We start from the raw sequence: 23765 nt of genomic DNA, 5'->3' as shown, positions 1-23765 counted from the left end.
GCGATATATCGCGATTAGAGACGAGCCCGACAGAGCTCAAGTCATGACGGCCGTTCTGATTAATCGACTGGTCCAGTGCGTCCCGAGTTCAACTAAATCTGCTGTTCGCAAGGTGGTCGTGGCTCAAAGGAAGGGCCAACCTGCGCGATTTGCTCAGACGAGCCGAGGCGGCACTATATAAACACGCTGTTGTGGTCAATGGCCCGATTAGCCGACCGGTTCCGACTGAAAAGCTGTAAACAGCTGAACGAAGAGTGCTCGCAACAGCTTGGCCAGGCCCTGCGGTGGTGTTCCCGTTATTTCGCGCAAGCTCTAAACCTCGGACGCGACCTTGCGTGCCTCAGCGAGCAACCAGTCGCGAAAGGCTTGCACCTTGGGCAGGTCGCCGCTCACGGGACGATAAACTATGTAGTACGCCTGGGTTAGCGGGCAATCCAGGCCGCTGTCGGCCAGGGGACGGATCAGCCGACCTGCATCCAGGTCGTCCTTCACCATCACACTGCGCGCCAGTGCTATCCCCTGCCCGCTCATTGCTGCCTGCAGCACAGCCGCCGAGTCATTGATACGCAGGCCGTGACTGGTGTTTATCTGTTTGAAGCCTGAGGCGTCCAACCACATTCGCCAGGTAGGGTAGTCTGCGTAGGTCGCCATCGACAGGTCGTGGATCAACGTAGCGTGCGGTAAGCGTTCTGTTGGCAGGCGCCCGCCCTCCATTAGCAGATAGCCTGGCGAACAGACTGGAAATATGACCTCATCCATCAGCCGAACGGCAGTGAGACCAGGCCAGCTGCCGGAGCCGTAGCGGACACCGACATCAATACGCTCAGCCTGAAAATCTGCCGAGCGCGAGCTGGTGTCTAGCAGCACGTCCAGCTCCGGATAAGCCTGCTGAAAGCGCTCGATGCGAGGCAGCAACCATTTCGCGGCAAAGGCCGGGCTCACGGTAACGGTGAGCTCGACATTTGCGCCCGCGTCCTTAAGCCGTGACAAGCCCAGCCGCAATTTTTCGAAACCCTCGCGAATATCAGGCAGTGCCGAGCGCGCCGCGTCAGTCAACTCAAGGCGCGCCGAACCACTTGTGGCGCGAGTGAATAAAGCGACCCCGAGCCACGATTCCAGGTTGCGGACCTGCTGCCCTACGGCCGCTGGCGTGACGTTCAACTCAGCTGCGGCTGCAGAGAAACTTTGATGCCGCGCTGCGGCTTCGAATGCGCGCAAAGCGTTGAGGTTGGCAGGGGTGGCCATCGATAGGTTTCCTATCTCGCTACGTAAGATTTTATGCGTTGTTGGCAGCGCCTGGGCGAAACGACAATTGCATCAGGACGACGGCCAGATGCCCCGCAGACCGACACCGTCTGCACCACCTGAAGGCTGTCGGCGATCATCAACCTTACGCTCAGCACTTGTGGAGATTAAACCCATGCATAGTTTTTCTAACAAAGTAGCCATTGTAACCGGCGGTAGTTCCGGGATTGGTAAGGAAGTCGCCAAGCGTCTGGTCAACGCTGGCGCCTCGGTGGTGATAGGCGGTCGCGACGCGGACAAGCTAACCCGGGCAGCTCTGGATATAGATGCCAGCGGTCGTCAGGTACTCGCACTCGCTGGCGATATTGCCCAACCCGCCACTGCTCAGGCATTGGTTGACCTGGCGGTGCGCGAGTTCGGCGGTGTGGACGTACTGATCAACAACGCTGGCGTCTTCAATCCGAAGCCGTTCCTCGAGGTTAGCCCAGAGGAATACGACTGGTTCCTCGATACCATCCTCAAGGGCAAGTTCTTCATGGCCCAGGCTGCTGCCAAAGCAATGCTCCAGCGCGGCGGCGGCGTTATCGTGCAAACCGGCTCGCTGTGGGCTATTCAGGCCATCGGCGCGACACCTTCCGCGGCCTATTCCGCAGCGAACGCCGGTGTGCATGCCTTGACGCGCAACCTGGCCATCGAGCTGGCCGGGTCGAACATCCGCATCAACACCGTGGCGCCAGCCGTGGTCGAAACGCCGGTATACAGTACCTTCATGGACGCTGAGCAGGTCAAGGAAGTGCTTCCGACCTTCAATGCCTTCCACCCGTTGGGGCGTAACGGCCAACCCGGGGACGTAGCTGCCGCCATTCTGTTCTTGGCGTCGGCCGAGGCCTCATGGATTACTGGCGCCATTTTGCCAGTCGATGGCGGTGTGACCGCCGGACGCAACTGAACAAGATGCTCGCTGCGATTCGGCTGGGCTTTTGGAGCCCGTGGATGATCCGCCAATGTCTGGCGGACCGGATTGGTTCTGCCAGTCCTCCCGCACACCTGGAAGCGATACTTCATCGGCTAGCCATCCCTGGCCGGCGATAGGCTCTGCCTACCTCATCCATCTGCTCAAATGGGTTTTTCGAGCGCCTCGAGCAGCACAGCAATGTTCTGCTCGTTTCGCTTGTAGTAAGTCCAGGGGCCGATGCGTTGCGAGGTCTCCAGTTGCGCACGCTGGAGCGCGGCGAGGTAGTTCGAGACGGTCGATTGGGACAGCCCTACCCGCTCCTGGATGATGCTGACGCAGACGCCCAGCTGCTCGGGATCGGCTTCCTGCTCCGGGAAGTTGGTCTTCGGGTCCTTCAGCAGGTAAGAATGGCCAGGCCGGTGGGGTTGTCCAACAACGACTCATGACGAGGAACGCAGCGATGATCGACTTCGACAACAAGGGCTTCTTCAAGCTCAAGCAGAACGACGAATACGCCGAGCGGGTCAGGTCGCTGCTGCTGGACGACGAGCAGGTGATCGATTCTTACAAGTCCATGCGTGACGGCGTGGTGTTTACCAACAAGCGCATCATCGCAGTCAACGTGCAGGGCATCACCGGCAGCAAGAAGGATTTCACTTCCCTGCCCTACAACAACATCGTCGCCTATTCGGTGGAGACATCGGGGACCTTCGATCTGGACTCTGAGCTGGAGGTCTATTTCTCGTCGCTTGGGAAGGTGAAGTTCGAGTTCACCGGCAGGACCTCGATCGTCGAAATATCCAAACACATAGCCAAACATCTGCTCTGAACTGAGTGGTAGCTGCCGCTTGAAGTGTAGTGCTGCACCTGCAGGGTGCTCAAGTCGTTACGCGTAGGCCGGCAACCACGAACCCACACCCGCCCTGACTCGCCAGCATGGGTAGCATGGGTATCGAGCAATTAAGTCTGGCTGCCGCAATGAACCGGTTGCCGTTGCCGGTCGATCTCCACAGGGCAGGTTTTCTCAGTCGGCGAAGAGGCTGCCTCGACAGGGCGGGAAGACAACGCCGACGGTTTAGCTTCTTCCGAGCGAATACCTAACGCGACCAGCAGCGTCTCGCTCATTTCCATGAATGAATAGCCATCGGCCCATATTTCGGTTTTGCCGTTCAGTCTGTTACCCATGCTTTTCCATATCCCAGGCTGCGCGCCCACTCAGCCGTGCGTTCGAATTGTTTTGCGATGCCTGTTGGCGACACGCAACTGCAGCACCCCGCGTGCCAACCTCGTAAAGCGAGATTTTACTTTTATATCAATCACTTGCAGGACCCATGAGCGCCAGCAGCTGTTGCAACATGCACGATTGGCCATCTATACCCTTGCGATGTGCATGTCCGGGCCCGTGCTGCAGGTCACAAAATGGAGTCAGGACAATGACCAGACCTACAGTACGTGTCTTTGCCAGCGGTACACGACCAGACCCGGCCTTTCGGCATAATGGGTAGCCCGCCCTTGAGCCCACACCATGCAGATCGATGAAGAACTCACGCTGAAAAAGCTGGAGGTGTTTCTGGCCTTCATGCGCAGCGGCAATCTGAGCAAGGCGGCCGCCGAGCTGAACACCAGCAATGTCAGCGTGCACCGCGCCATTCACTCGCTGGAGAGCGCGCTGCGCTGCCCGCTGTTCAAGCACGAGGGGCGCAACCTGATCCCGTTGGAGAGCGCCTACGTACTGGAAGAGCGGGCGCAGAAGCTGGTCCAGGATGTGCTCGAGACGGTGCGCCAGACTCGGGAGGCGGCTGGGTTCTCGGCCGAGCGCTTCAAGCTCGGGGCGCTCTATTCGCTGACGGTGAAAACCGTGCCGCAACTGATCATGGGGCTGAAGCTGCGCCGTAGCGAGCTCAACATCGACCTGATCCTCGGCTCCAACGTGGACCTGTTCTACAAACTGAAGAACATGGAGCTGGACGCAATTCTGGTGTCGCTCAACGACAGTGTCAGCCACGACCCGGACTGTGCACAGCTGCCCCTGTTCGCCGACGACATCTTTCTCGCCGCGCCGGCTGATTCGCCGTTCGCGCAACAGGCGGAAGTCGACTTGAGCGATCTGCGCGACGCCACCTTTATTACGCTGACACAAGGCTTCGCCACCCATCAGGACGGCACGCGGGTATTCCAGCAGGCAGGCTTCGAGCCCAAGGTGGCCATGCAGGTCAATGACATCTTCACCTTGATGAGCATGGTCAATTCGGGGGTGGGCTATGCGCTATTGCCCGGTCGGGTGGGGATGGTCTACGAGGCGCGGGTCAAGTTGGTGCCGTTGCAGGCGCGGTATCACCTGCAACAGCACATCGGCGTGGTGTTTCTGAAGGCCAAGGAGCGCGATCCCAACCTGCTCGCGCTTTTGGCCGAATGCCGCATGTACAGCCTTAGGAATCCGAGTTGACGCACCGCAAGGTGGACAATGGCAACGCCTTGTCCACCTCGAGGCAATTCAGCCGAGCAATCCGCGCATGATGAAGAACAGCAGCGACGGGCCAAGCAGGCAACCGAGTGCGGTGTAGAACGCCGCAGTCAGGCAGCCGTAGGGCACCAGGCGGGCATCGGTGGCCGCCAGGCCGCCGGCCACACCGCTGGAGGTGCCGATCAGGCCGCCGAAGATCACTGCCGAGCGCGGGTTGTTCAGCCCGATGTAAGGCGCGACGAAGGGCGTCGCCACCATCACCACGATTGCCTTGACCAGGCCTGCGGCGATGGACAGCGCCATGACCTCGGAGCTCGCACCAATCGCCGCGCCGGTGACCGGGCCGACGATGTAGGTCACAGCGCCCGTGCCGATGGTGGTCAGGCTGACCGCGTCGGTGTAGCCAAACGCCATGGCCACCGCGACGCCGGCGATGAAGGAGGAGAGCACGCCGACGAACAGCGCCAGCACACCCACCAGACCGGCGCGCTTGAGCTCTTCGACGCTGACACCGAAGCCGGTGGCGACGATGGCGAAGTCACGCAGCATGGCGCCGCCGAGCAGGCCGATGCCGGAGAACAGCGCGATATCCACCAGGCCCTTCTGGCCGCCGGTCACCACGCCGCCGATGTACGACAGCAACAGACCGATGAGGATGGCCACCGCCGAGCCGTGCAGGCGTCCCTTGGTGAGCTTGTCCGACAGCCAGTAGGAGATCCACATGGTCGCGCCGATGATGGCGAAGCCGCTGATCAGGCCGTAGCCGGAGACGACCTTGAGTAGGGATTCGTACATGGATCAACCCTCCGTGGTCAGTGGCTTGGCTTCATCGGCTTCAAGCTTTTTTCGGCCGATCCGGTCGAGCACCGGCACCAGCGCGAAGGCCACGGCGACAGCCGCCACACCGGCGAGAATGGCCATCGGGCCGCCGCTGAGGGCGCCGTAGACGTTCTGTTGCGCAGCCATCGCGACCACGATCGGGATGTACACCGCACTCCAGAATTTCACCCCCTGTTCGGTTTCCATGTTGAACAGGCCGCGCTTCTTCAGGTAGCTGCCGAGCAGGATCAGCAGGACCATGGCGATACCCACGCCGCCGACGTTTGCCGGTACGCCCAGCAGCTTGCCCAGCAGCTCGCCGGCGAAAATGCCGGTGAGGGTACACAAGGCCAGGAAGGCCACACCAAAGATGATCATTGTTCTTGTCCTTTGTGGTTGCGCCGCCTGCAGAGGGCTTGGCGCGTGTTGTCGAGGTAGTTGTTTTTATCCATCGATCAGCCGCGAGTAAGGCTTGCTCGCGCTGAATGTGCACGCGGTCTATCGGCTCTGGCTGCCCTCCTGACGCAGCAAGGCGTCCAGTGTGTCGAGCCGGGCGCCGTCGAAGGCGGCCAGCGTACCCTGCTCGAAAACCCGCCGTGCCAGGCCGGTCAGCACCGAGCCCGGGGGCAGTTCGATATGCAAGCGCACACCGCGTTCGTAGGCGGTGCGCAGGGTGCCGTGCCAGTCGACGACGCGGCACATGTTGAAGGCCAGGTCGTCGCGCAGGCGCTCGGTATCGAATATCGGGCGTGCGGACGAGCTGCTCAGGTAGCGAATTTGCGGAGCACGCAGGCTGACGTCGGCGAAGGCTTCGGCCAGCTGCCGTGCCGGCTGCTCGAGCAACGCGCAGTGCGACGGCACGCTCATCGCCAGACGCCGCGCGCAGGAGGCACCGAGGGCCTTGGCGCGGGCGGCGACCGCGGCCATGGCTGCGTCGCTGCCGGCAATGACGAGCTGGTTGTCGGCGTTGATGTTGCCCAGGTGGACCGGGCCCTCGGCCTCGGCCAACAGCGACTCCACCGTGCCCAGCGACAGGCCGAGGATGGCGGTCATGCCGTAGCCATGCGGGTAGGCCCGCTGCATCAGCTCGCCACGCAGCGCAACCAGCCGCACCGCGTCGCGATAGTCCAGCGCGCCAGCGACCACCGCCGCGGCGTAGGCACCGATGGACAGCCCGGCGACGTAGTCCGGGCGCTGGCCATCGCGCATCAGCAGCCGCGCTCCGGCGACCCCGGCGATCAGCAGGCAGAGCTGCACGGCACGGGTGGAAGCCAGCGCCTCGGCCGAATCGAGCAGCAGCGCATCCTCGCCTAGCACGGCACCGGCCTCGGCCAGAGTAGCGGCGACTTCCGGCGCCTCGGGCAGCCGCTGCAACATTCCGGGCTTCTGCGCGCCCTGCCCGGGAAAAGCGAATAGGCTGCTCATGCTGCCAACTCCGCTTGATCCCAAGGATTGCCGACCAGCCGCGGGCCATCTGTTGTCTTGACCAGCACCCGCGCGGCGCCACCGGCCCATTCCCTGAGCGCCACACCGCCCAGCGGGGTTTCCAGCTGCAGGTCGACGCGGCAGGCACGGCCTTCCAGCAGCTGCAACAGCGGGCGCGCCTCGCTGCGTGGCAGCGGCCGTTCGGCTCTGAGCAGCAGATCGAGATCGCTGTCCGGGTGCGCCGTCGGCAGCCCGGTGGCGAGTTGAAAACCGGCAGAGCCGGTGACGCCCCAGGCGTGGCCCAGCGCATCGAGCAAGGGGCGTAGCTCGGCCAGCACGCGGAACACCGGCAGATCCTCACGGGCCTGACGACCGAGCAGATCTTCCGGGGCCAACCGCTGAGCGATCGCCGCGACCGGCATCAACGCGGCCAGGCGTTGATCACGCGTCGCCCCCCGCAACCCGACCGCAACCAGGCCGGCAGCCACACGCGCACGCCGCACCACCACCGGCTGGCCAGCAGCGAGCACAGCGACCGCCCAGGCGGGCGCATCGGCCGGCAGCTGTGCTGGAGTCATGCCCCAGAGCAGGTCGTGGGGGCGTGGAGTGTCGTGCATCTACAGCCTCCTCGTGATTGTTGTTGTCGAGTCGCTGATCGGTGTGGCGAATAGGGCCGCGTCAGGTGTTCGCTACCACTGCGCGCGCAGCAGCTCGCGCACCCGCGACGACGCCTCGCGGTTCGGCGCGCCGAGACGACCACGCAGATCGCAGCTACCGCCGATGTCCGCCACAGCCTTGTTCAGGCAGTCACGTACACGCGCCAGATCATCGGCCGAGGGCTGCTCGATGCTGTCCACCGAGAGGGTTTCCCAGAGCAGGCCGAGGGTCGCGTAGTTGTCGATGTCGTAGGCCATTGGCGGCACCGATTCGGCCAGCGCTTCCAGCTCTTCGACGCTGCGCAGGGTGATGCGGGCGGCAGCGGCCTTGCCCATGGCATGCACCATCACGCCCGGATCGCGCAGGGCGATGATTCGCTGGGCCTGGTAACCGTGGGCCAGAAAGGCACCGGACATCGCCTTGCCCACCAGCAACGAGACCACCGGATGCCCAGCCAGGCGCGCACGGGCATAACCGTCCACCGCACCGGCCAGCGCCTGATGGATGCCCAGCGCCTCCTCGCGACGGCCATAGGCCTGACTCGGCACGTCGACGATGGCGACCACCACGCGCTTGTCCGCCTTGTCGCGATCCGCCTCGATCACCTCATCCAGCGCCTGACCCAGCGCCCAGCCTTCAAGCAGGCCAACCTCGCCGTTGCGCGCGCGCGGGAAGGGATTCTCGGCATCCGGCACCACGGCGATATAGCGGGCCGCGCGCTCACCGAGCGTGCCGTCGACCACCTTTACCGAGGCCGGATAGCCCGCGAGTACCTGACCGCCGGCCAGGGCTTGCAACCAGTTCAGTCCACGGCTCATTGGGCATCTCCTTCGTAGAGGGCACGCACGGCGGCGGCATCGAGCTGCGTGCGGGTGTCGACGTCGGCCAGGCGCTGGAGGAACCAGGCGTGGCGGCGACTGCGCGGCTGCAGCGGCTTGCCGAGGGCGAACAGCTCATGCAGCTGCTCGCGGATGGCGTCGGTGTCGTCGGCGACGTAGGCGTCGACCAGACCCGAGGCGTAGCGCTGCTCGCCGCCGGTCAGGCTCCAGATGAAGGGGCGGTCACGCGAGTCGTACTCGTCGAGCCCGGCCTCCTGTTCGATCACCTGCGGGCCGTTGAGGCCGACGCGGGCCTCACGGGTGGCAACCAGATAGCTGCACAGGCCGGCGGCGATGGACATGCCACCGAAGCAGCCGACGGAACCGGCGACCACGCCGATCACCGGCTGGTGGTCGCGCAGCTCGACGATGGCTGCCTGGATCTCGGCGATGGCGGCCAGGCCCAGGTTGGCTTCCTGCAGGCGCACGCCGCCGGTTTCCAGCAGGAGCACGGCACGGGTCGGGATGCCGTTGCGGTTGTCTTCGGCAGCCAGTTCCAGCAAGCCGGCGATCTTCGCGCCGCCGACCTCGCCCATGCTACCGCCCTGGAAGGCGCCTTCGATGGCGGCGATCACCGCCGGCTGGCCGTCAATGGTGCCCTTGGCGACCACCACGCCGTCGTCGGCCTGGGTGACGATGCCCTGCTTCGGCAGCCAGGGCGAGGTGACGCGATCGAACGGATCAAGCAGTTCGCGGAAGCTGCCCGCGTCCAGCAGTGCGCGGGCACGCTGGCGGGCGCCGAGTTCGACGAAGCTGCGCGACGCGAGTAGACGGGCCACGGTGTTAGCGGACACATCAGTCATGGCCGACCTCCTCCAGTCCCTGCTCCAGGCGCAGACGCACTACGCCGGGCGTGGCCCCAAAATCGTGAATATCGATGTTCAGTGCCGGCAGGTTCTGCTCGCGGAACATCCGCTCGAACAGGCTCTTCCAGCGCTGCTCGGCACCATTGACCGAGGTGACCACCTGGATCGCCAGCTTGCCGGCCTGGCCGGGTTCCAGCAGCACTTCCAGATCGCCCGAGCCGACCACGCCGACCAGGGCCTTGCCGCGGGCGGGTTGCCCGGCGGCGAATTCGAAAGACAGGGTTTCCATGTTCAGTTGCTCCCAGTCAGCGCCGACGCAGCGGGCGCCAGACGGTCGAGGAATAAGGTGGCGGCAAGCAGGTCGGCGGCACCGCCCGGCGAGGCACGCAGCGACAACATCTCGCCTTCCAGTGCGCGCAGCTGGCGGCGCCCGGCGAGGCTGGCGCAACCGCCAGCAGCCAGCACGGCGCGAGCGCCCTGCTGCATGCGGGTCAGGCCATCGAGGCCGGCGCGGTGCAGCACGCAGGTGTCGCTGAGCTCGGTCATGATCGCCAGCAGCGCATCGAGCCGGGCGTTCTGCTCGCCGGCCCCGCCGCGGCGGCTCACCAGCAGTTGCGGCAAGCCCTGTTCGATGACGGCAGGAAAACCGTGCTGCGCCTGTTCCCGTGCACCGAGCACACCATAGGTACGGCAGACTCGCGCGCCGTGGCTGTCGGAAGTGACCAGTACGGCCGGGTCGCTCAAACGGGCCAGTGCCGCGGCCGTTGCCGCAACGCCTCGGGCGTCAGGCGCGTCAATTTGCAGCGCCGCCGCCGCGCTGAGCAGCCCCAGCGCCCAGATCGCCCCGCGGTGGGTGTTCACGCCACCCGTGACGCGAAGCATGTCGGCTTCGCCGTCGCGGCCGAGCTGGCCGAGGGTTTCGCGCAAGGGCTGGCCGACTTCGCCAAGCTGCTGCGCCGCTTCGGCCATCGCCTTGAACGTAGGCCACAGCGCATGAGCCGAGGCGTGCATCAAGCCCAGGTGCAGGTCGTCATGCGCGCCGTTGCCGCGTCGATCGACCAGCCCCGGCTTGGGCGACAGGTCCGCCTCGTCGACCAGCGCCTGCACCGCCAGGTCTGCCAGGCGCTCAGCCAGCGTCTGCTGCGCCTGTCTTGCAATGAGTGCGCTCATCACCAGCTCCTGAACTTGGCAGGCGGGTTGTAGAGGCCGCCGGACCAATCGACCAGCTCGGCGATGCTCTTGGCAGCGAGCAGCTCGCGGGTGGCATCGTTGCGGCGGATGCCGAGGTCTTCCGGCAGCGCGATCAGCCCTTCGCGGCGCATGCGCTCGGTGTCTTTCGGGTTGTGGCGCAGGCCGATGCTGGTGACACCGGCGACCGCGGCGATCATCGCTTGGCGCTCTTCCAGCGAGCGCGCCTTGTAGAGGTAGGCGATACCTTCCTCGGTGAGCAGGTGGGTGACGTCGTCGCCGTAGATCATGATCGGTGCCAGCGGCATGCCGCTCTTCTTCGCCACCTCGACCGCGTCGAGCTGCTCGACGAAGGTGGGTTTGCCGCCTTCCTGGAAGGTCTCGACCATCTGCACCACGAGCTTCTTGCCGCGCTCGAGCATGGTCACCGGTGCCTCGCCGCCGGGCATGGCCATGTCCAGCCAGGCCGGGGTCGGATGGCGGCGGCCGCGTGGGTCGTGGCCCATGTTCGGCGCGCCGCCGAAACCGGCCAGACGCCCACGGGTGACGGTGGAGGAATGGCCGTCGCCATCGACTTGCAGGGTGGCGCCGATAAACAGGTCCACGGCGTATTGCCCGGCCAGCTGGCACATCATGCGGTTGGAGCGCATCGAGCCGTCACGACCGGTGAAGAACACGTCCGGACGCTGGGCGATGTAGTTCTCCATGCCCAGCTCGGTGCCGAAGCAATGCACGCTCTCGACCCAGCCGGTCTCGATCGCCGGGATCAGCGTCGGGTGCGGGTTGAGCGTCCAGTTGCGGCAGATCTTGCCCTTCAGGCCGAGGGATTCGCCGTAGGTCGGCAGGATCAGCTCGATGGCGGCGGTATTGAAGCCGATGCCGTGGTTGAGCGACTGCACGTTGTGTTTTTCGTAGATGCCGCGGATCGCCATCATCGCCATCAAGACGTGCACCGGCTTGATGTGGCGCGGGTCGCGGGTGAACAGCGGCTCGATGTAGAACGGCTTGTCGGCGACCACGACGAAATCCACCCAGCTCGCCGGAATGTCCACGCGCGGCAACTCGTCGACGATCTCGTTGACCTGGAAGATGACGATGCCGTCGCTGAACGCGGTGGGCTCGACCAGTGCCGGGGTGTCCTCGGTGCTGGGACCTGTATAGATGTTGCCGTGGCGGTCGGCCTGGAAGCCGGCCACCAGCGCGACATTGGGGATCAGGTCCACCAGGAGGCGCGAGTAGAGTTCGATGTAGGTGTGGATGGCGCCGACTTCCAGCAGGCCGTCTTCGAGCAGCTGGCTGATGCGCAGGCTCTGCGGGCCGGCAAAGGAGAAGTCGAGCTTGCGGGCGATCTGCCGCTCGAACAGATCCAGGTGCTCGGCGCGGCTGACGCTCGGCATGATCATGTGCAGGTCATGCAGCTTACCGGGGTCGGCCTGGGCCAGGGAGCGGGAGAGGAAGTCCGCCTGCTTCTGGTTGTTGCCCTCGAGCACCACCCGGTCGCCAGGGGCGATCAGCAGTTCCAGGGCCTCGACGATCCGCTCGCTGGGCAGTACCACGCCATCGGCGAGGCTGCGCACCTGATCGAGACGACGGGCTTTTTCAGCGCGACGGCGCGACCACTGCGGCGGTGGGGAGATTGTTGTTGTCATGGCGACTCCACAGTTTTCCGCTTTGTGGAGCGCACAGTAGGGAGATGACCGGCGGGTCATCAATCAAGCGCAGAGTCGTTTCGTTACGCTGAGGTTAACGATGGCGCTGGACGGGCTCACAGCCAACCGAGCGTCACGCTGGCGAGCAGCACGTAGCGGCCGCCCTTGGCCAGGGTTACCAACAAGAGGAAACTCCACAGCGGTTCACGCAGCGTGCCAGCCACCACTGTCAGCGGGTCGCCGATGATCGGCACCCAGCTCAGCAGCAATGACCAACGGCCGTAGCGGTGATAGCGACGCTGCGCGCGTTCGAGCTGTCGATCGCTGACCGGAAACCAGCGCTTGTGGCGCAGCCGCTCGACCGAGCGACCCAGCAGCCAGTTGACCAGCGAGCCCAGCACGTTGCCCAAGGTGGCAACCAGCAGCAGCCCCGTGGCCGAGTAGCCGCCGTGCAGCAACAGCCCTACCAGCACGGTTTCGGACTGCGCAGGTACCAGCGTGGCCGCGGCGAAGGCAGCACCGAACAGGCCGAAGTAGGCGGACAGGTCGAGCATGGTGTCTGCTGGCATTATGGATGATCGCGCCGAGCGGGCTAATGCAGCCGCTGCTCAACGCCGATGAAACGGCCCGTCGTCAACGCCCCGGCTGGGGGCGAAAGCCTGGCACCGCGCTGGGACGTTCGACGTGCCCGGCCGGTTGCGTGCAGTTCAGGTCACGAAACGGTTGCCCGTTGAGCAGCTCCCAGCCGTGCCCGGGCGGCGTCTGCCGGCAAATCACGGTGCCGTCGGCCTTGCTTTGCCACTGGTAATAAGGCGCGGGACCGGCAGTGGCCAGCAGCGGGAGAAACAGGCTGAACGCGAGAAGGCAGGCGCGCATGATCGGGCTTCGATAGGGAACTGGCGCCACTTTAGCCGGATCGATCCATAGCGCAAGTACAGCTGATCGCAGCGACGGCTAGGACCAGACCTTTTGCGCCTCGCGCATGAAAATCTCCACCGTTTTCGGCCCGACTCCTTCGAACTCGCCCAGCCTTCTTTCCAGCTCCTTGCGGTCCTTGCTTTGCTGGCGAATGTTGCCGAGCTTGCCGCCGTATTCGTTATTGAGTTTGTCGCAGAGCTTGAGCAGCCGTTCGGCGGTCGATTCGTCATAGCGCACATAGTGACCCTCCCCCAGCATGTCCACCAGCTCTTGCCAGCTGCAGTTGCCGATCTTTCTCGGCGTGTCGCGTTTGTGCTTTTCGACGATGACACGATAGGCGTCGGCGGCGATGTCCTGCTGGATGCGCTTGCCGAACAGGAAGCTGGCGATGAACCATTTGAACAGTTCGCCTTCGCCCTGACTGATATCGATCCCGAGTTCTTTCGCGCTGATTTCGCTGGCCATTGCTGTGTCTCGCTCGCGGTGGATTCCTCTGTTGCGACGCCAACGGCGGGTCAGGGTTCGCATCGGCTTTTGCGTGGTGATAGGCAGAATTCCGCCTATCGCTGCGTCACCCATGAGCGAAATCTTGCCAACGGCGTCTATGAGGCGGCCTTGACCCACTGAAACAGAGCCTTCGGTGTTATGGCACAGCTCGTGCTATGTCTTAACTGCCCGATGCGACGACCAACGACAAGAAAAGCCGCACAGCGAGCGTTCCTGCTTCCCTCCGTGAAAGCACGTCCGACGCCGTCTCTCCTTCTCTTGTCGTTGCATGCAGCCCTGGCGCTGTAGCTGATCGTCTATCGTCAGCTCTGCAAAACCAACAACAACGAAACGGAGATACACCATGAGATTGACCAAACGCTTCAGTTTGCTCGCGGCCGCAGCGGCCTTCACCGCCAGCACCGCCGCAGTGGCTGCCCCGACCTTCATCAACATCCTCACGGGCGGCACCAGCGGGGTGTACTACCCAATCGGGGTGGGCATCTCCCAGCTGTACAGCAAAGGCATCGACGGCGCGAAAACCTCCGTGCAGGCGACCAAGGCTTCGGTGGAAAACCTCAATCTGCTGCAATCCGGTCGTGGCGAGCTGGGCTTTGCCCTCGGTGACTCTGTCGCTGACGGCTGGAATGGCGTCGAGGAAGCCGGCTTCAAGGCACCCCTGAAGAAACTGCGTGCCATCGGCGGTGCTTACCCGAACTACATTCAGATCGTCGCCAGCAAGGAATCCGGCATCAAGACGCTGGCCGACCTCAAGGGCAAATCGCTGTCCGTCGGCGCACCGAAGTCCGGTACCGAGCTCAACGCGCGCGCCATCCTCAAGGCCGCAGGCCTGAGCTATGAGGACATGGGCAAGGTCGAGTACCTGCCGTTCGCAGAATCCGTGGAACTGGTCAAGAACCGTCAGCTCGATGCTACCCTGCAGTCGGCCGGCCTGGGCATGGCGGCGATCCGCGACCTGTCGTCGACCATGGCGCTGAACTACGTGGAAATTCCGCGGGATGTCGTCACCAGGATCAACAACCCGGCGTACCAGGCGGCCACCATCCCGGCGGGCACCTATGACGGCCAGGATGCTGACGTGCCGACCGTGGCCATCACCAACATTCTGGTGACCCATGAAGGCGTATCCGATGACGTGGCATACCAGATGACCAAGCTGCTGTTCGAGAACCTCGACCAGCTGAGCAAGGCCCATTCGGCAGCCAAGGACATCAAGCTGGAAAACGCCACCAAGGCGCTGCCGATCCCGCTGCATCCGGGTGCCGAGCGTTACTACAAGGAAGCCGGCGTACTCTGAGCATGCCCAGGAGCGGCAAGCGCCGCTCCGACTGCGGCTGGCGAGTGCAGCTCGCGCTCACCGTCGGCATCCCAAACGCTCTTGCAGAGGTGCTAGTAAAACCAGCGTGTATTCACGGCAGGCTTTGTTAGCGGCTCTACGCGACCACGCTTTATCAGCTCGAGGCATTTCATGAGCGAATTACAACAAGAACAAGGCCTGGGCGGCAGCCCTGCCGAGTGGCCCAAGGCGCTGTTCTATGTCGCCCTGCTGTTTTCCATCTACCAGATCACCATGGCGGCGTTTCATCCGGTGTCGAGTCAGGTACTGCGGGCGGGGCACGTCGGTTTCTTGCTGATGATCGTCTTCCTGAGTTTCCCTGCCCACGGCAAAGGCCGTCCCTGGCAACCTCTGGCCTGGGTACTCGCGCTGGCTGGCATGGGTACGGCATTTTACCAGTGGTATTTCGAAGGCGACCTGATCCAGCGTTCCGGTGATCTGACGACCCTCGACTTCGTTGTCGGGGTGGTCCTCATCGTCATGGTCTTCGAGGCCGCGCGCCGGGTCATGGGCATTGCCTTGCCGATCATCTGCGCCACATTCCTTGCCTACGGGCTGCTCGGCCAGTACCTGCCCGGTGATCTGGCGCATCGGGGCTACGGTCTGGACCAACTGATCAACCAGCTCGCCTTCGGCACCGAAGGCCTGTACGGCACCCCGACCTACGTGTCGGCCACCTATATCTTCCTGTTCATCCTGTTCGGCTCGTTCCTCGAGCAGGCGGGGATGATCAAGCTGTTCACCGACTTCGCCATGGGCCTGTTCGGCCACAAGCTCGGCGGCCCGGCCAAGGTGTCGGTGGTGTCCTCGGCGCTGATGGGCACCATCACCGGCTCGGGCGTCGCCAACGTGGTCACCACCGGCCAGTTCACCATTCCGCTGATGAAGCGCTTTGGCTATCGCGCGGCCTTTGCCGGCGGCGTCGAGGCGACGGCGAGCATGGGCAGTCAGATGATGCCGCCCGTGATGGGTGCAGTCGCCTTCATCATGGCCGAGACGATCAACGTGCCCTTCGTCGAGGTGGCCAAGGCCGCGCTGATCCCGGCGCTGCTGTATTTCGGCTCGACATTCTGGATGGTTCACCTGGAAGCCAAGCGCGCCGACCTCAAGGGCCTGCCGAAAGAGCAGTGCCCCAGCGCCATGAAGGCCGTGAAAGAACGCTGGTACCTGCTGATCCCACTGCTGGTGCTGGTCTGGCTGCTGTTCTCCGGCCGCACGCCGATGTTCGCCGGGATCATCGGCCTGGCGCTGACCGCCATCGTGATCCTCGGCTCGGCGATCATTCTGAAGGTTTCCTCGTTCGGCTTGCGCATTGCCTTCTGGATCGCCCTGGGGCTGCTCTGCGCAGCCTTCTTCCAGCTGGGAATCGGGGTGATCTTTGCCGTCATCGGGGCACTGGTGGCGGTCTGCTGGTTCATCAAGGGTGGCCGCGATACCTTGGTGATCTGCCTGCATGCGCTGGTCGAAGGTGCCCGCCACGCGGTACCGGTGGGTATCGCCTGCGCGCTGGTGGGCGTGATCATCGGCGTGGTGTCCCTGACCGGTGTGGCCTCGACCTTCGCCGGCTACATCCTGGCGGTGGGCCAGGACAACCTGTTCCTCTCCCTGCTGCTGACGATGCTGACCTGTCTGGTGCTCGGCATGGGAATCCCGACGATACCCAACTACATCATCACCAGCTCGATCGCGGCGCCGGCATTGCTCGACCTTGGCGTGCCACTGGTCGTCTCGCACATGTTCGTCTTCTACTTCGGCATCCTCGCCGATCTCACGCCACCGGTGGCACTGGCCTGCTTCGCGGCCGCGCCGATTGCCAAGGAGACCGGGCTGAAGATCAGCATGTGGGCCATACGGATCGCTATGGCCGGGTTCGTGGTGCCCTTCATGGCGGTCTACAACCCGGCGCTGATGCTGCAGGGCGATAGCCTTCGGATGACCGCGTACATGGTCATCAAGGCAAGCTTCGCCATTGGTCTCTGGGGCATCGCCTCGATCGGTTATCTGCAGCGGCCGTTGGCTTGGTGGGAACGCGCGCTCGGGTTCGCCGCGGGTGCGACGCTGATCATGGCCATGCCCATCACCGATGAGATTGGCTTCGCCATCGGCATTCTGCTGCTGGCACAGCACATCGTGCGGGCCCGCCGCGCCGGACCGGCGCTGGCATGATCGGACTCTGCCTGGGCTTGGCCGGGGTGATGTGGGCACAGGTGCCCACCACCGATGTCACCCTGGCCTGGACCCATACGATCGAAAAGATCCGCTGGGAAGAAGATTACCGCGTGACGCCGGATGGGCTGCTGCTCGGCGAAGCGCGGGTCAAGGGTTCTGGTGCCGGAATGGAAATTCCCGATGGCGCCGAACTGCGTGACGGGGCCTGGCACTACCAGCGTCAGATGCCACCGTTACAACCGCTGCGTGTGGGGCGAACCCCCGAAGCAGGGGATTACCAACTGTGTTTCGACCGGCGTTGTCACGCCTTGAGCGAATGGCTCGGTCCGCCAAAAGCGGACCAGCCCGCGCTGGAACTCTGGAGTTGTGCCGTGCAGGCGGACGGCTCCATCTAATTTTGAATTGTGCAGCCTGTTCCGGGCAGGGCCTTGCCGCGTCCGGGATGCACACACCGCCTGGTGAATCGGTGAAGTGTGATCCACCAGACCGCCGGGCAGGCTGCGTCCATAGAGCACCGACGAAGTCCCTTGAGAATGTCGATACGCTCGAACAGGGGTCGGCTGCAAGCTGCTGTAGGTACCACTGTCGCCGAGCAGCTTCTGACCGTCGAGGTGGAGGTTATCCACTGATCCGTCGGTATCCTGCAGCAGATCGGCCGCCTTCTGGCTACAGCCGAGCTGACGGCGCAACCGGCCGTTCAACCAGCCCTGATGGGCGACATACAGCCGATGCATCAGTTGTTGCCGGAGCATACCCTCGGTCGCCATGATTGTTGCCCTTAGCTGAGAGCACGTCATGCTAACGATTCTCAACACCGCAAGCCATTCCCAGCGACGCTTTGATCCGTTTATCGGGCTTTCCCTTCGGCTTTTTGCCTGGTCTCGGCTAGGCTCATCTCAAGACGGTTTTTCGGAGGCTGCACATGAAACACATCGTAAGGCTGAGTGCTGCGGCGCTGCTGCTAGCCGCATTGGCGGTCCAAGCGGAAGAAATGTTACCTGGGCTATGGGAGTTCGCCAGCGACGACATCGAGGTGGACGGCATGCAAATGCCGGGCGTCGAAGAAATGGTCGAGCAGATGAAAAACCTGCCACCCGATGAGCGAGGGGTGATGGAAGAGATGCTTGCGGCACAGGGCGTGCAATTGGGCGCCAGGGGCATGCGCATCTGCTTGAGCGAAGCGCAGGTAAAGTCACGGAAGCTACCCTTCCAGGACGAACCCGGATGTAGCCAGGAAATCACCGAGCAGACCGATAGCTTGTGGGCGTTCACCTTCCAATGCCCTGACGCCAAGGGCAAGGGCGAGACCCGACTGATCAGCGAGCGTGAGGTGGCTAGCATGATCGAAAGCGATTATCAGGTCGGCACGCAGCAAGGCAGCAGTCGCATGCAATCGCACGGGAAATGGTTGAGCGCGGATTGCGGAGCGCTCAAACCGAGGAACTAGCGCGACGTTTCACGTGGAACGCCCATCAATACTGGCCCAGCGGCCGCTATTCGACGACCCATTCCCCGTCACTGGTCTGTTCGCAGGCCGGCTGAAGGAAACGCGCGTCACTGGCGACACCGTAATAGTGGATGTCCTGGCGATAGGGCATGTTGGACACCTGGGCGTTGCGACAGACGCCAAAGGCGCCGGTGGGGCACTGTTCAACGAAGGTCACATCTACCTTCTGGTCCTTGAGCTGGGGCTGGCAGAAGCCCGAACGGAACAGCTCGGCGGGAATCGTGCGGTTCTGCTGGCAGAGTTTCACCTCGATCCGTTCATCCTGGCTGTGAATGACGCAGCCCTCACCCCAGGCCTGACCGGCAATCCCGAGCGACAGCAGCAAACAACAGATTGAACGCATCGAACGCCACCCTTGAACCATCCGCTGCGGACTCTAGCATGCATGCCTCGAAATCGCTCCCAACCCAGCCACCGACTCAGGCCAAGGCCCTATGCTGACCCACATCCCTACCCATCTGATCGGCGGCTCACTTGGCGCCGGCAAGACCAGCCTGATCCGGTCGCTGCTGGCCCAGAAGCCGGAAAACGAGCGCTGGGCGGTGCTGATCAACGAGTACGGTCAGATCGGCGTGGACGCGGCCCTGCTGGCTACCGACGAAGCGGGCGTCAGCCTGGCGGAAGTCGCCGGCGGTTGCCTGTGTTGCGTCAATGGTGTGCCGTTTCAAATCGGCTTGAGCCGCTTGTTGCGCAAAGCGAAACCGGATCGGCTTCTGATCGAGCCCTCCGGTCTCGGCCATCCGGCTGAATTGCTGGCGCAACTCGGCGCGCCGCCATGGCAGGACGTGCTCGCGCTGCAGCCATGTGTCACCGTGATCGATGCAGCAGCCCTTGCACGCGGCGAGTCACTGCCGCCGAGCGTGCAGCACGTCCTGGCGCGCAGTGGTTTGTTGTTGCTGAACAAAAGCGAAAAGCTGGACCAGGCGGAGCGCCAGCGCCTCAGCGCTCTGTTGTCCGCACAGCCCCTGCGCTGGACCCATCAGGGCCACCTGCCACTCACCGAGCTGCCTGGCATCGGCCAACATGCCGGACAGGGCGAAATTGCCCGGATTCCGCTGCCCGACGCTAAAGCGGTAATCGGTGGTGCCTGGCTGGATCCACAACAACCCTTCTGTCAGAGCCAGGGCAGCGCGGACGGTTGGAGCATTGGCTGGCGCTGGCATCCCAGTCAGCGCTTCGATCTGCAACAGCTTGCACAATGGCTCGGCCGCCTGAACTGGCGCCGAGCAAAGCTGGTAATGCACGGAGCCCAGGGCTGGCGCTCGGCCAATGCCGTGGCTGGCGAGGCGCTGCTGTTCAAACCCAGCGAATGGCGAAAGGATTCGAGGCTCGAACTGATCTTCGATGAACCACAGAGCGAAGAACAGTTGAACGAACGAATGCGTGCCTGCCGCCTGTAATCGATCACTCAGTCGTCGCGACGCCGCCAATCGTCGATCTGGATGACCCGCCCCGAGTCAGGTGGGGCGCGGAAGGGATGTGCTTCCATTTCGATTGGCCCTGGACGTGCACCGAACATCACGATGGCGCCCTGATGACGCTGCTCGCCGGTCACGGTGAACTCGAACCCATAAACCCGTGCGAAACGACGCTGTCCGCGAACGTCGCGGATCAGCCCCAGCCGGCGAAACGCGACGTTGCCGTCGAGCAGCTCGACGTCCATTTTCTGGCAGTGCCGGCGCACCGATACCAGCGCCCGCTCGCGAATGCCATGGGAATGCCAAAGCCAGGCGGCTGCCGTCAACAGCAGCAGAAAGATGAATAGATTGCCGAGCGTTACCATGAGCGCTGCGCCCCGCCGCGGACCGCAGCGACTGATGCACAATGGCGCAGTGACGCCGGCACAGGTCGACAGGCGACCCTGACCAGGCCGCTCAACTTTCCAGCCAGACGTCGCGCGCCCAGTGCCATACCGACTCCCAGCTCTCGTCGGTAAGCTCATGCTCGTCACCGTCGAACAGCATGACCTCGCCTTCCAGGTCGACCACGTAGTAGTCAGGCCCATCCTGGCAGATCGGCAGCAGATCGCGCGCCACGCCGGCGTCCCAGGCATTGGCGGCCACTTCCGGCAGATAGGTATGCGATTGCGGATCGGCGGCGGTGACCGGCTCCAGCCGGCCATAGACGACATCACTGACCGTCAGCAGGAATTCACGCAGGCCGAACGGCAAGTTGATCAGCAATTCCTCCTCGATTTCGACCAGTCGATCCTCGTCTGGCAGCTCCAGCGGCACCGGCACCGGCTCGTTGAGTTCACGCAGTTGCTCGATAACCTCTTCCATGACAGTCCCCCCTCTGCAGTCGCCAGGAAATGCGCCGTTTATACAAGCCCTCGCATTGGCTAGCCAGTCCCGGACGCACCAAAGTGTCTGGCTCTTTAAAAAACCAGCGTGCGAGCACAATCTAAGCGTCACAACTCAAGGCCTTCAGCGATATCTCGGTTTCTTACACCGAACGGCATGAATCGCAGCCAACTGCTCGGCGCGCCTCCCTGGTGTGCACGGCCTCGAGCTGCCCCTCTCGATTCTCCCGCCAATGTCCCCAACGACCCATTGAAGAACCCAGGCCCGTGAATTCGAGTCTCAACACGCATCGTTTACCGTTTCGTTAGCAGAGCAGCCAACCGCGAGATCAAAATCATGCCCACCAGGGGTGGGCATGGACAAGGCAGATCGTGCCGATTTCGTCGTATTCACCCTTGCCTTTGCATTCATCGCCTTTGTCGGTGGCGCGTTAGTCACGCTTTCGCAGAGCTTTCCTTACCGCTATCTGAACGACGCCTACAAGGCGGCTCATGCGGCGCTGCCCCAGCTCACCGAAACCGATCTCTACACCGAGTCGCATCTGCGGCGACAAGCGCGGCGCCTGGAACGGGGCGTAACCATTCATGATGCACCGGGCGCGTTCGAGGGGCTGACGCTCTACACCTCGGGCGCCGGCAGTTACGCCAACCTGATGGATATGCAGGGCAAGGTCGTCCACCGCTGGGCGCTGCCCTATCACAAGATCTGGAAGCAAAGCCCGGCCAGTCGTAAGCCCAGGCCCGAAGACAGAATCCTGCTGGGACAAGGTCCGTCTCCTGCCCAACGGCGACCTGTTGGCGGTGATCACTGCCGATAACGACACGCCTTGGGGTTATGGCCTGATCCGCATCGATCGCAATTCCAACCTGATCTGGGCTTACCACGGCGCCGCCCACCATGACCTGCACCTGACGCCGGACGGCCGGCTGGTCACCCTCACCCACGATCTCAGCGAGGAAGATATTCCGGGCCTGCAGGCTCTCGAACGCCCCTGGCTGGATGATTTCCTGGTGGCGCTGGACCAGGAAAGCGGTGAAGAGTTGAACAAGGTCTCGCTGTCTCAGGCCTTTATCAAGTCGCGCTTCGCCGAACCGCTTTACAGGCGCCCAGCTACGCCACGGGCGATCCGCTGCACGCCAACAGCGTGCATTTTCCCGACGGCCAGCAAACCGCCGCCTTCGCTCCGGCCAAGGGCCCGCCCGGGCAGGTGCTCGTCTCGTTCCGCAACCTCAGCACCATCGCGCTGGTCGATCCGGCGCTGGGCGCCGTAACCTGGGCCACCACCGGGCCTTGGCTGGTCCAGCATGACTCCCGACTGCTGCCAAACGGCAATATGACCCTCTTCGACAATGCGGCCAACTATCGGGAAGCGAATATTTCCCGGGTGCTGGAAGTGAACCCGACCACCCGTGAGGTGGTCTGGAGTTACGAAGGAAACGATGAGCCCCCTTCGAAAGCTACGTTCGCAGCGCTGCGAAAACACCGCCCAACGGCAACCGCTTGATCACCGAATCCGATGGCGGGCGCCTGTTCACCGGCTAAGCCGCATCCTTCACCAGTAGTTTTCAACCTGATCTTCAAGCGCCGCCACATTGCCGGTTCGCTCATTGGCGGTATTGCCGAGACCCAGGAAATGCTCGATTTCTGCGCCAAGCACAACATCGTTTCCGACATCGAGATGATCGATATGCAAACCATCAATGAAGCCTATGAGCGCATGCTCAAGGGCGACGTCAAGTACCGCTTCGTGATTGATATGGCTTCGCTGAAGCAGGACACCACGATCGCCGCCTGAGCAGGATCGATTACAGGCCGTGACAGCCTGCCGATGCAGCCTGTCATCGTTTTACCCTGATTCAGCAATGCCATGCAGCGACTGACTGTTCTTATCGAAAGCCAGCGGTGCATATGGAGACACGACATGAGCAATAACATCGAAGGCAAGGTTATCGTCATCACTGGCGCGAGCAGCGGCCTGGGTGAAGCCACGGCGCGCCACCTGGCCGCACAGGGCGCCATTGTGGTCCTGGGCGCCAGACGTCTTGAGCGTATCCAGGCATTGGCCAGTGAACTGGCAGGCAAGGAAAGCAAAGCGTTCGCCATGCAAACGGATGTCACCGACAGCGAGCAGGTCAAGGCACTCGTTGAAAAAACCATCCAGACTTATGGCCGGGTCGATGTCATGGTGAACAACGCAGGCTTGATGCCACACTCGCCGCTGGAGCGCCTGAAGATAGATGACTGGAACCGCATGATCGATGTGAACATCAAGGGGGTTTTGTATGGCATCGCAGCGGTGTTGCCCTATATGACTCAGCAAAAATCAGGGCACATCATCAATGTGTCCTCGGTTGCGGGACACAAGGTTCGTACCGGCAGCACGGTCTATTCGGCCACCAAACATGCAGTCCGGATTATATCCGAAGGGCTTCGCCAAGAGGTGAAACCCTATGGCATTCGCTCCACGATCATCTCCCCGGGCGCCGTTGCGACTGAATTGCCAGATAGCATCACCGAGCCGGATATCGCTGACAACGTACGCAAATTTTATGAGATAGCCATTCCCGCCGACTCATTCGCCCGCGCCGTCGCCTATGCCATCAGTCAGCCAGACGACGTCGATATCAACGAAATCCTATTCCGGCCCACTCAGCAAGAATATTAGCGGCATGACTTTACGGGTCCATTCCTTACTTCAGGGGACGGCTCATTTGCTCAATCATGCTCTTTCGATACGGGAAGCTTTCCGATGAAAATGCAGGACCTTACTGGAAAAGTCGCACTCATTACCGGAGCCTCGAGCGGGATTGGCGAGGCTGCTGCACGCCTTTTGGTGGATGAGGGTGCCCATGTAATACTGGCCGCACGGCGACGTGAGCGGCTCGATACGCTGGCCAGGACACTCGGAAACCGCGCATCGGTCATTCAGGTCGATGTGG

General features: G+C 62.9%; 29 protein-coding genes and 3 pseudogenes. 14 read left to right on the top strand and 18 right to left on the bottom strand.

Annotated features, from left to right (window positions below):
• Positions 1-312 precede the first annotated feature (312 nt).
• The gene (gcvA, locus tag NA637_RS19100) at positions 313-1245 is read right to left on the bottom strand and encodes a transcriptional regulator GcvA (protein ID WP_256073942.1); all 933 of its coding nucleotides are present in this window, start codon (positions 1243-1245) and stop codon (positions 313-315) included.
• A 175-nt stretch (positions 1246-1420) separates the two neighbouring features.
• Here gcvA and NA637_RS19095 point away from each other — a divergent pair, with 175 nt between their 5' ends.
• Positions 1421-2194 (top strand): SDR family NAD(P)-dependent oxidoreductase, encoded by a 774-nt coding sequence (locus NA637_RS19095; RefSeq protein WP_256073941.1) that lies wholly within the window; start codon positions 1421-1423, stop codon positions 2192-2194.
• Between the two features lie 167 nt (positions 2195-2361).
• On the opposite strand, the pseudogene NA637_RS19090 reads toward NA637_RS19095, so the two are convergent.
• Positions 2362-2636, bottom strand: a pseudogene (locus NA637_RS19090) (ArsR/SmtB family transcription factor).
• A 24-nt stretch (positions 2637-2660) separates the two neighbouring features.
• On the opposite strand from NA637_RS19090, the gene NA637_RS19085 reads away from it, so the two are divergent.
• Positions 2661-3029 (top strand): PH domain-containing protein, encoded by a 369-nt coding sequence (locus tag NA637_RS19085; protein WP_256073939.1) that lies wholly within the window; start codon positions 2661-2663, stop codon positions 3027-3029.
• Positions 3030-3160: 131 nt separating this feature from the next.
• Here NA637_RS19085 and NA637_RS19080 read toward each other — a convergent pair whose 3' ends face one another.
• Positions 3161-3385: a hypothetical protein gene (locus tag NA637_RS19080; protein ID WP_256073937.1), complete on the bottom strand. Its 225-nt coding sequence runs from the start codon at positions 3383-3385 to the stop codon at positions 3161-3163.
• A gap of 340 nt (positions 3386-3725) precedes the next feature.
• On the opposite strand from NA637_RS19080, the gene NA637_RS19075 reads away from it, so the two are divergent.
• Positions 3726-4646, top strand: a complete 921-nt coding sequence (locus tag NA637_RS19075) for a LysR family transcriptional regulator (protein WP_256073935.1) — start codon at positions 3726-3728, stop codon at positions 4644-4646.
• Positions 4647-4694: 48 nt separating this feature from the next.
• On the opposite strand, the gene madM is transcribed toward NA637_RS19075, so the two are convergent.
• From madM to NA637_RS19015, 12 genes are all read right to left on the bottom strand, one after another.
• Complete coding sequence (gene madM, locus NA637_RS19070) at positions 4695-5459, bottom strand: malonate transporter subunit MadM (RefSeq protein WP_256073933.1); 765 nt, start codon at positions 5457-5459, stop codon at positions 4695-4697.
• Positions 5460-5462: 3 nt separating this feature from the next.
• Positions 5463-5861 (bottom strand): malonate transporter subunit MadL, encoded by a 399-nt coding sequence (gene madL / locus NA637_RS19065; protein ID WP_014818589.1) that lies wholly within the window; start codon positions 5859-5861, stop codon positions 5463-5465.
• A gap of 120 nt (positions 5862-5981) precedes the next feature.
• Positions 5982-6908 carry a malonate decarboxylase subunit epsilon gene (gene mdcH, locus NA637_RS19060; protein ID WP_256073930.1) on the bottom strand — a complete coding sequence of 309 codons (927 nt, stop codon included), beginning with the start codon at positions 6906-6908 and terminating at the stop codon, positions 5982-5984.
• A complete protein-coding gene (locus tag NA637_RS19055; protein ID WP_256073928.1) occupies positions 6905-7525 on the bottom strand; it encodes a malonate decarboxylase holo-ACP synthase in 621 nt (206 codons plus the stop codon). Before NA637_RS19055 ends, mdcH begins: the two co-directional genes overlap by 4 nt.
• 72 nt (positions 7526-7597) lie before the next feature.
• On the bottom strand, positions 7598-8383 hold the full coding sequence (gene mdcE / locus NA637_RS19050) for a biotin-independent malonate decarboxylase subunit gamma (protein ID WP_256073926.1): 786 nt from the start codon (positions 8381-8383) through the stop codon (positions 7598-7600).
• Positions 8380-9246 carry a biotin-independent malonate decarboxylase subunit beta gene (locus tag NA637_RS19045; protein WP_256073924.1) on the bottom strand — a complete coding sequence of 289 codons (867 nt, stop codon included), beginning with the start codon at positions 9244-9246 and terminating at the stop codon, positions 8380-8382. The genes mdcE and NA637_RS19045 overlap by 4 nt, the downstream gene beginning before the upstream one ends.
• Complete coding sequence (locus tag NA637_RS19040) at positions 9239-9538, bottom strand: malonate decarboxylase subunit delta (protein ID WP_003303871.1); 300 nt, start codon at positions 9536-9538, stop codon at positions 9239-9241. The genes NA637_RS19045 and NA637_RS19040 overlap by 8 nt, the downstream gene beginning before the upstream one ends.
• Before the next feature lie 2 nt (positions 9539-9540).
• Entirely contained in the window at positions 9541-10419 is an 879-nt protein-coding gene (locus NA637_RS19035; protein WP_256073911.1) for a triphosphoribosyl-dephospho-CoA synthase, read from the bottom strand.
• On the bottom strand, positions 10419-12086 hold the full coding sequence (gene mdcA, locus NA637_RS19030) for a malonate decarboxylase subunit alpha (RefSeq protein WP_256073909.1): 1668 nt from the start codon (positions 12084-12086) through the stop codon (positions 10419-10421). Before mdcA ends, NA637_RS19035 begins: the two co-directional genes overlap by 1 nt.
• Before the next feature lie 116 nt (positions 12087-12202).
• Positions 12203-12640 carry a YqaA family protein gene (locus NA637_RS19025; protein WP_256073907.1) on the bottom strand — a complete coding sequence of 146 codons (438 nt, stop codon included), beginning with the start codon at positions 12638-12640 and terminating at the stop codon, positions 12203-12205.
• A 79-nt stretch (positions 12641-12719) separates the two neighbouring features.
• On the bottom strand, positions 12720-12962 hold the full coding sequence (locus tag NA637_RS19020; protein WP_256073905.1) for a hypothetical protein: 243 nt from the start codon (positions 12960-12962) through the stop codon (positions 12720-12722).
• Between the two features lie 78 nt (positions 12963-13040).
• On the bottom strand, positions 13041-13469 hold the full coding sequence (locus tag NA637_RS19015; protein WP_256073903.1) for a DNA methylase: 429 nt from the start codon (positions 13467-13469) through the stop codon (positions 13041-13043).
• Between the two features lie 385 nt (positions 13470-13854).
• On the opposite strand from NA637_RS19015, the gene NA637_RS19010 reads away from it, so the two are divergent.
• The 4 genes from NA637_RS19010 (at position 13855) to NA637_RS18985 (ending at position 18463) form a co-directional block, all read left to right on the top strand.
• Complete coding sequence (locus NA637_RS19010) at positions 13855-14808, top strand: TAXI family TRAP transporter solute-binding subunit (RefSeq protein WP_256073901.1); 954 nt, start codon at positions 13855-13857, stop codon at positions 14806-14808.
• Between the two features lie 171 nt (positions 14809-14979).
• Positions 14980-17013, top strand: a complete 2034-nt coding sequence (locus NA637_RS19005; RefSeq protein ID WP_256073899.1) for a TRAP transporter permease — start codon at positions 14980-14982, stop codon at positions 17011-17013.
• The gene (locus NA637_RS19000; RefSeq protein WP_256073897.1) at positions 17010-17411 is read left to right on the top strand and encodes a DUF1850 domain-containing protein; all 402 of its coding nucleotides are present in this window, start codon (positions 17010-17012) and stop codon (positions 17409-17411) included. Before NA637_RS19005 ends, NA637_RS19000 begins: the two co-directional genes overlap by 4 nt.
• Before the next feature lie 527 nt (positions 17412-17938).
• Positions 17939-18463: a DUF3617 domain-containing protein gene (locus tag NA637_RS18985; RefSeq protein ID WP_256073895.1), complete on the top strand. Its 525-nt coding sequence runs from the start codon at positions 17939-17941 to the stop codon at positions 18461-18463.
• Positions 18464-18509: 46 nt separating this feature from the next.
• Here NA637_RS18985 and NA637_RS18980 read toward each other — a convergent pair whose 3' ends face one another.
• Positions 18510-18866: an NADH:ubiquinone oxidoreductase gene (locus tag NA637_RS18980; protein ID WP_256073893.1), complete on the bottom strand. Its 357-nt coding sequence runs from the start codon at positions 18864-18866 to the stop codon at positions 18510-18512.
• A 91-nt stretch (positions 18867-18957) separates the two neighbouring features.
• On the opposite strand from NA637_RS18980, the gene NA637_RS18975 reads away from it, so the two are divergent.
• On the top strand, positions 18958-19923 hold the full coding sequence (locus NA637_RS18975; protein ID WP_256073891.1) for a CobW family GTP-binding protein: 966 nt from the start codon (positions 18958-18960) through the stop codon (positions 19921-19923).
• 8 nt (positions 19924-19931) lie between these two features.
• Here NA637_RS18975 and NA637_RS18970 read toward each other — a convergent pair whose 3' ends face one another.
• Complete coding sequence (locus tag NA637_RS18970; RefSeq protein ID WP_256073889.1) at positions 19932-20306, bottom strand: DUF3301 domain-containing protein; 375 nt, start codon at positions 20304-20306, stop codon at positions 19932-19934.
• Positions 20307-20397: 91 nt separating this feature from the next.
• Positions 20398-20805: an SMI1/KNR4 family protein gene (locus NA637_RS18965; RefSeq protein ID WP_256073887.1), complete on the bottom strand. Its 408-nt coding sequence runs from the start codon at positions 20803-20805 to the stop codon at positions 20398-20400.
• 376 nt (positions 20806-21181) lie between these two features.
• Between NA637_RS18965 and NA637_RS18960 the strand changes: the two genes are divergently transcribed.
• The 6 genes and pseudogenes from NA637_RS18960 to NA637_RS18940 all read left to right on the top strand — a co-directional run.
• Complete coding sequence (locus NA637_RS18960) at positions 21182-21643, top strand: hypothetical protein (RefSeq protein ID WP_256073885.1); 462 nt, start codon at positions 21182-21184, stop codon at positions 21641-21643.
• Positions 21627-21854 (top strand): annotated as a pseudogene (locus NA637_RS25730) (hypothetical protein); the annotation flags it as partial. The gene NA637_RS18960 and the pseudogene NA637_RS25730, both read left to right, overlap by 17 nt.
• Before the next feature lie 116 nt (positions 21855-21970).
• On the top strand, positions 21971-22330 hold the full coding sequence (locus NA637_RS25725) for an arylsulfotransferase family protein (protein ID WP_423836751.1): 360 nt from the start codon (positions 21971-21973) through the stop codon (positions 22328-22330).
• A gap of 27 nt (positions 22331-22357) precedes the next feature.
• Positions 22358-22621: pseudogene (locus tag NA637_RS18950) on the top strand (NAD(P)-dependent alcohol dehydrogenase); the annotation flags it as partial.
• A gap of 126 nt (positions 22622-22747) precedes the next feature.
• Positions 22748-23491 (top strand): SDR family oxidoreductase, encoded by a 744-nt coding sequence (locus tag NA637_RS18945; protein ID WP_256073944.1) that lies wholly within the window; start codon positions 22748-22750, stop codon positions 23489-23491.
• A gap of 90 nt (positions 23492-23581) precedes the next feature.
• A partial coding sequence (locus NA637_RS18940) for an SDR family oxidoreductase (RefSeq protein ID WP_256073943.1) occupies positions 23582-23765 on the top strand: 184 nt, incomplete at its 3' end.

Origin of the sequence: Stutzerimonas stutzeri (assembly GCF_024448935.1) — a bacterium.
Classification (GTDB): domain Bacteria; phylum Pseudomonadota; class Gammaproteobacteria; order Pseudomonadales; family Pseudomonadaceae; genus Stutzerimonas; species Stutzerimonas stutzeri_AO.
The sequence above is the reverse complement of the archived record's forward strand: the minus strand, read 5'-3'. Positions and strand labels throughout refer to the sequence as shown.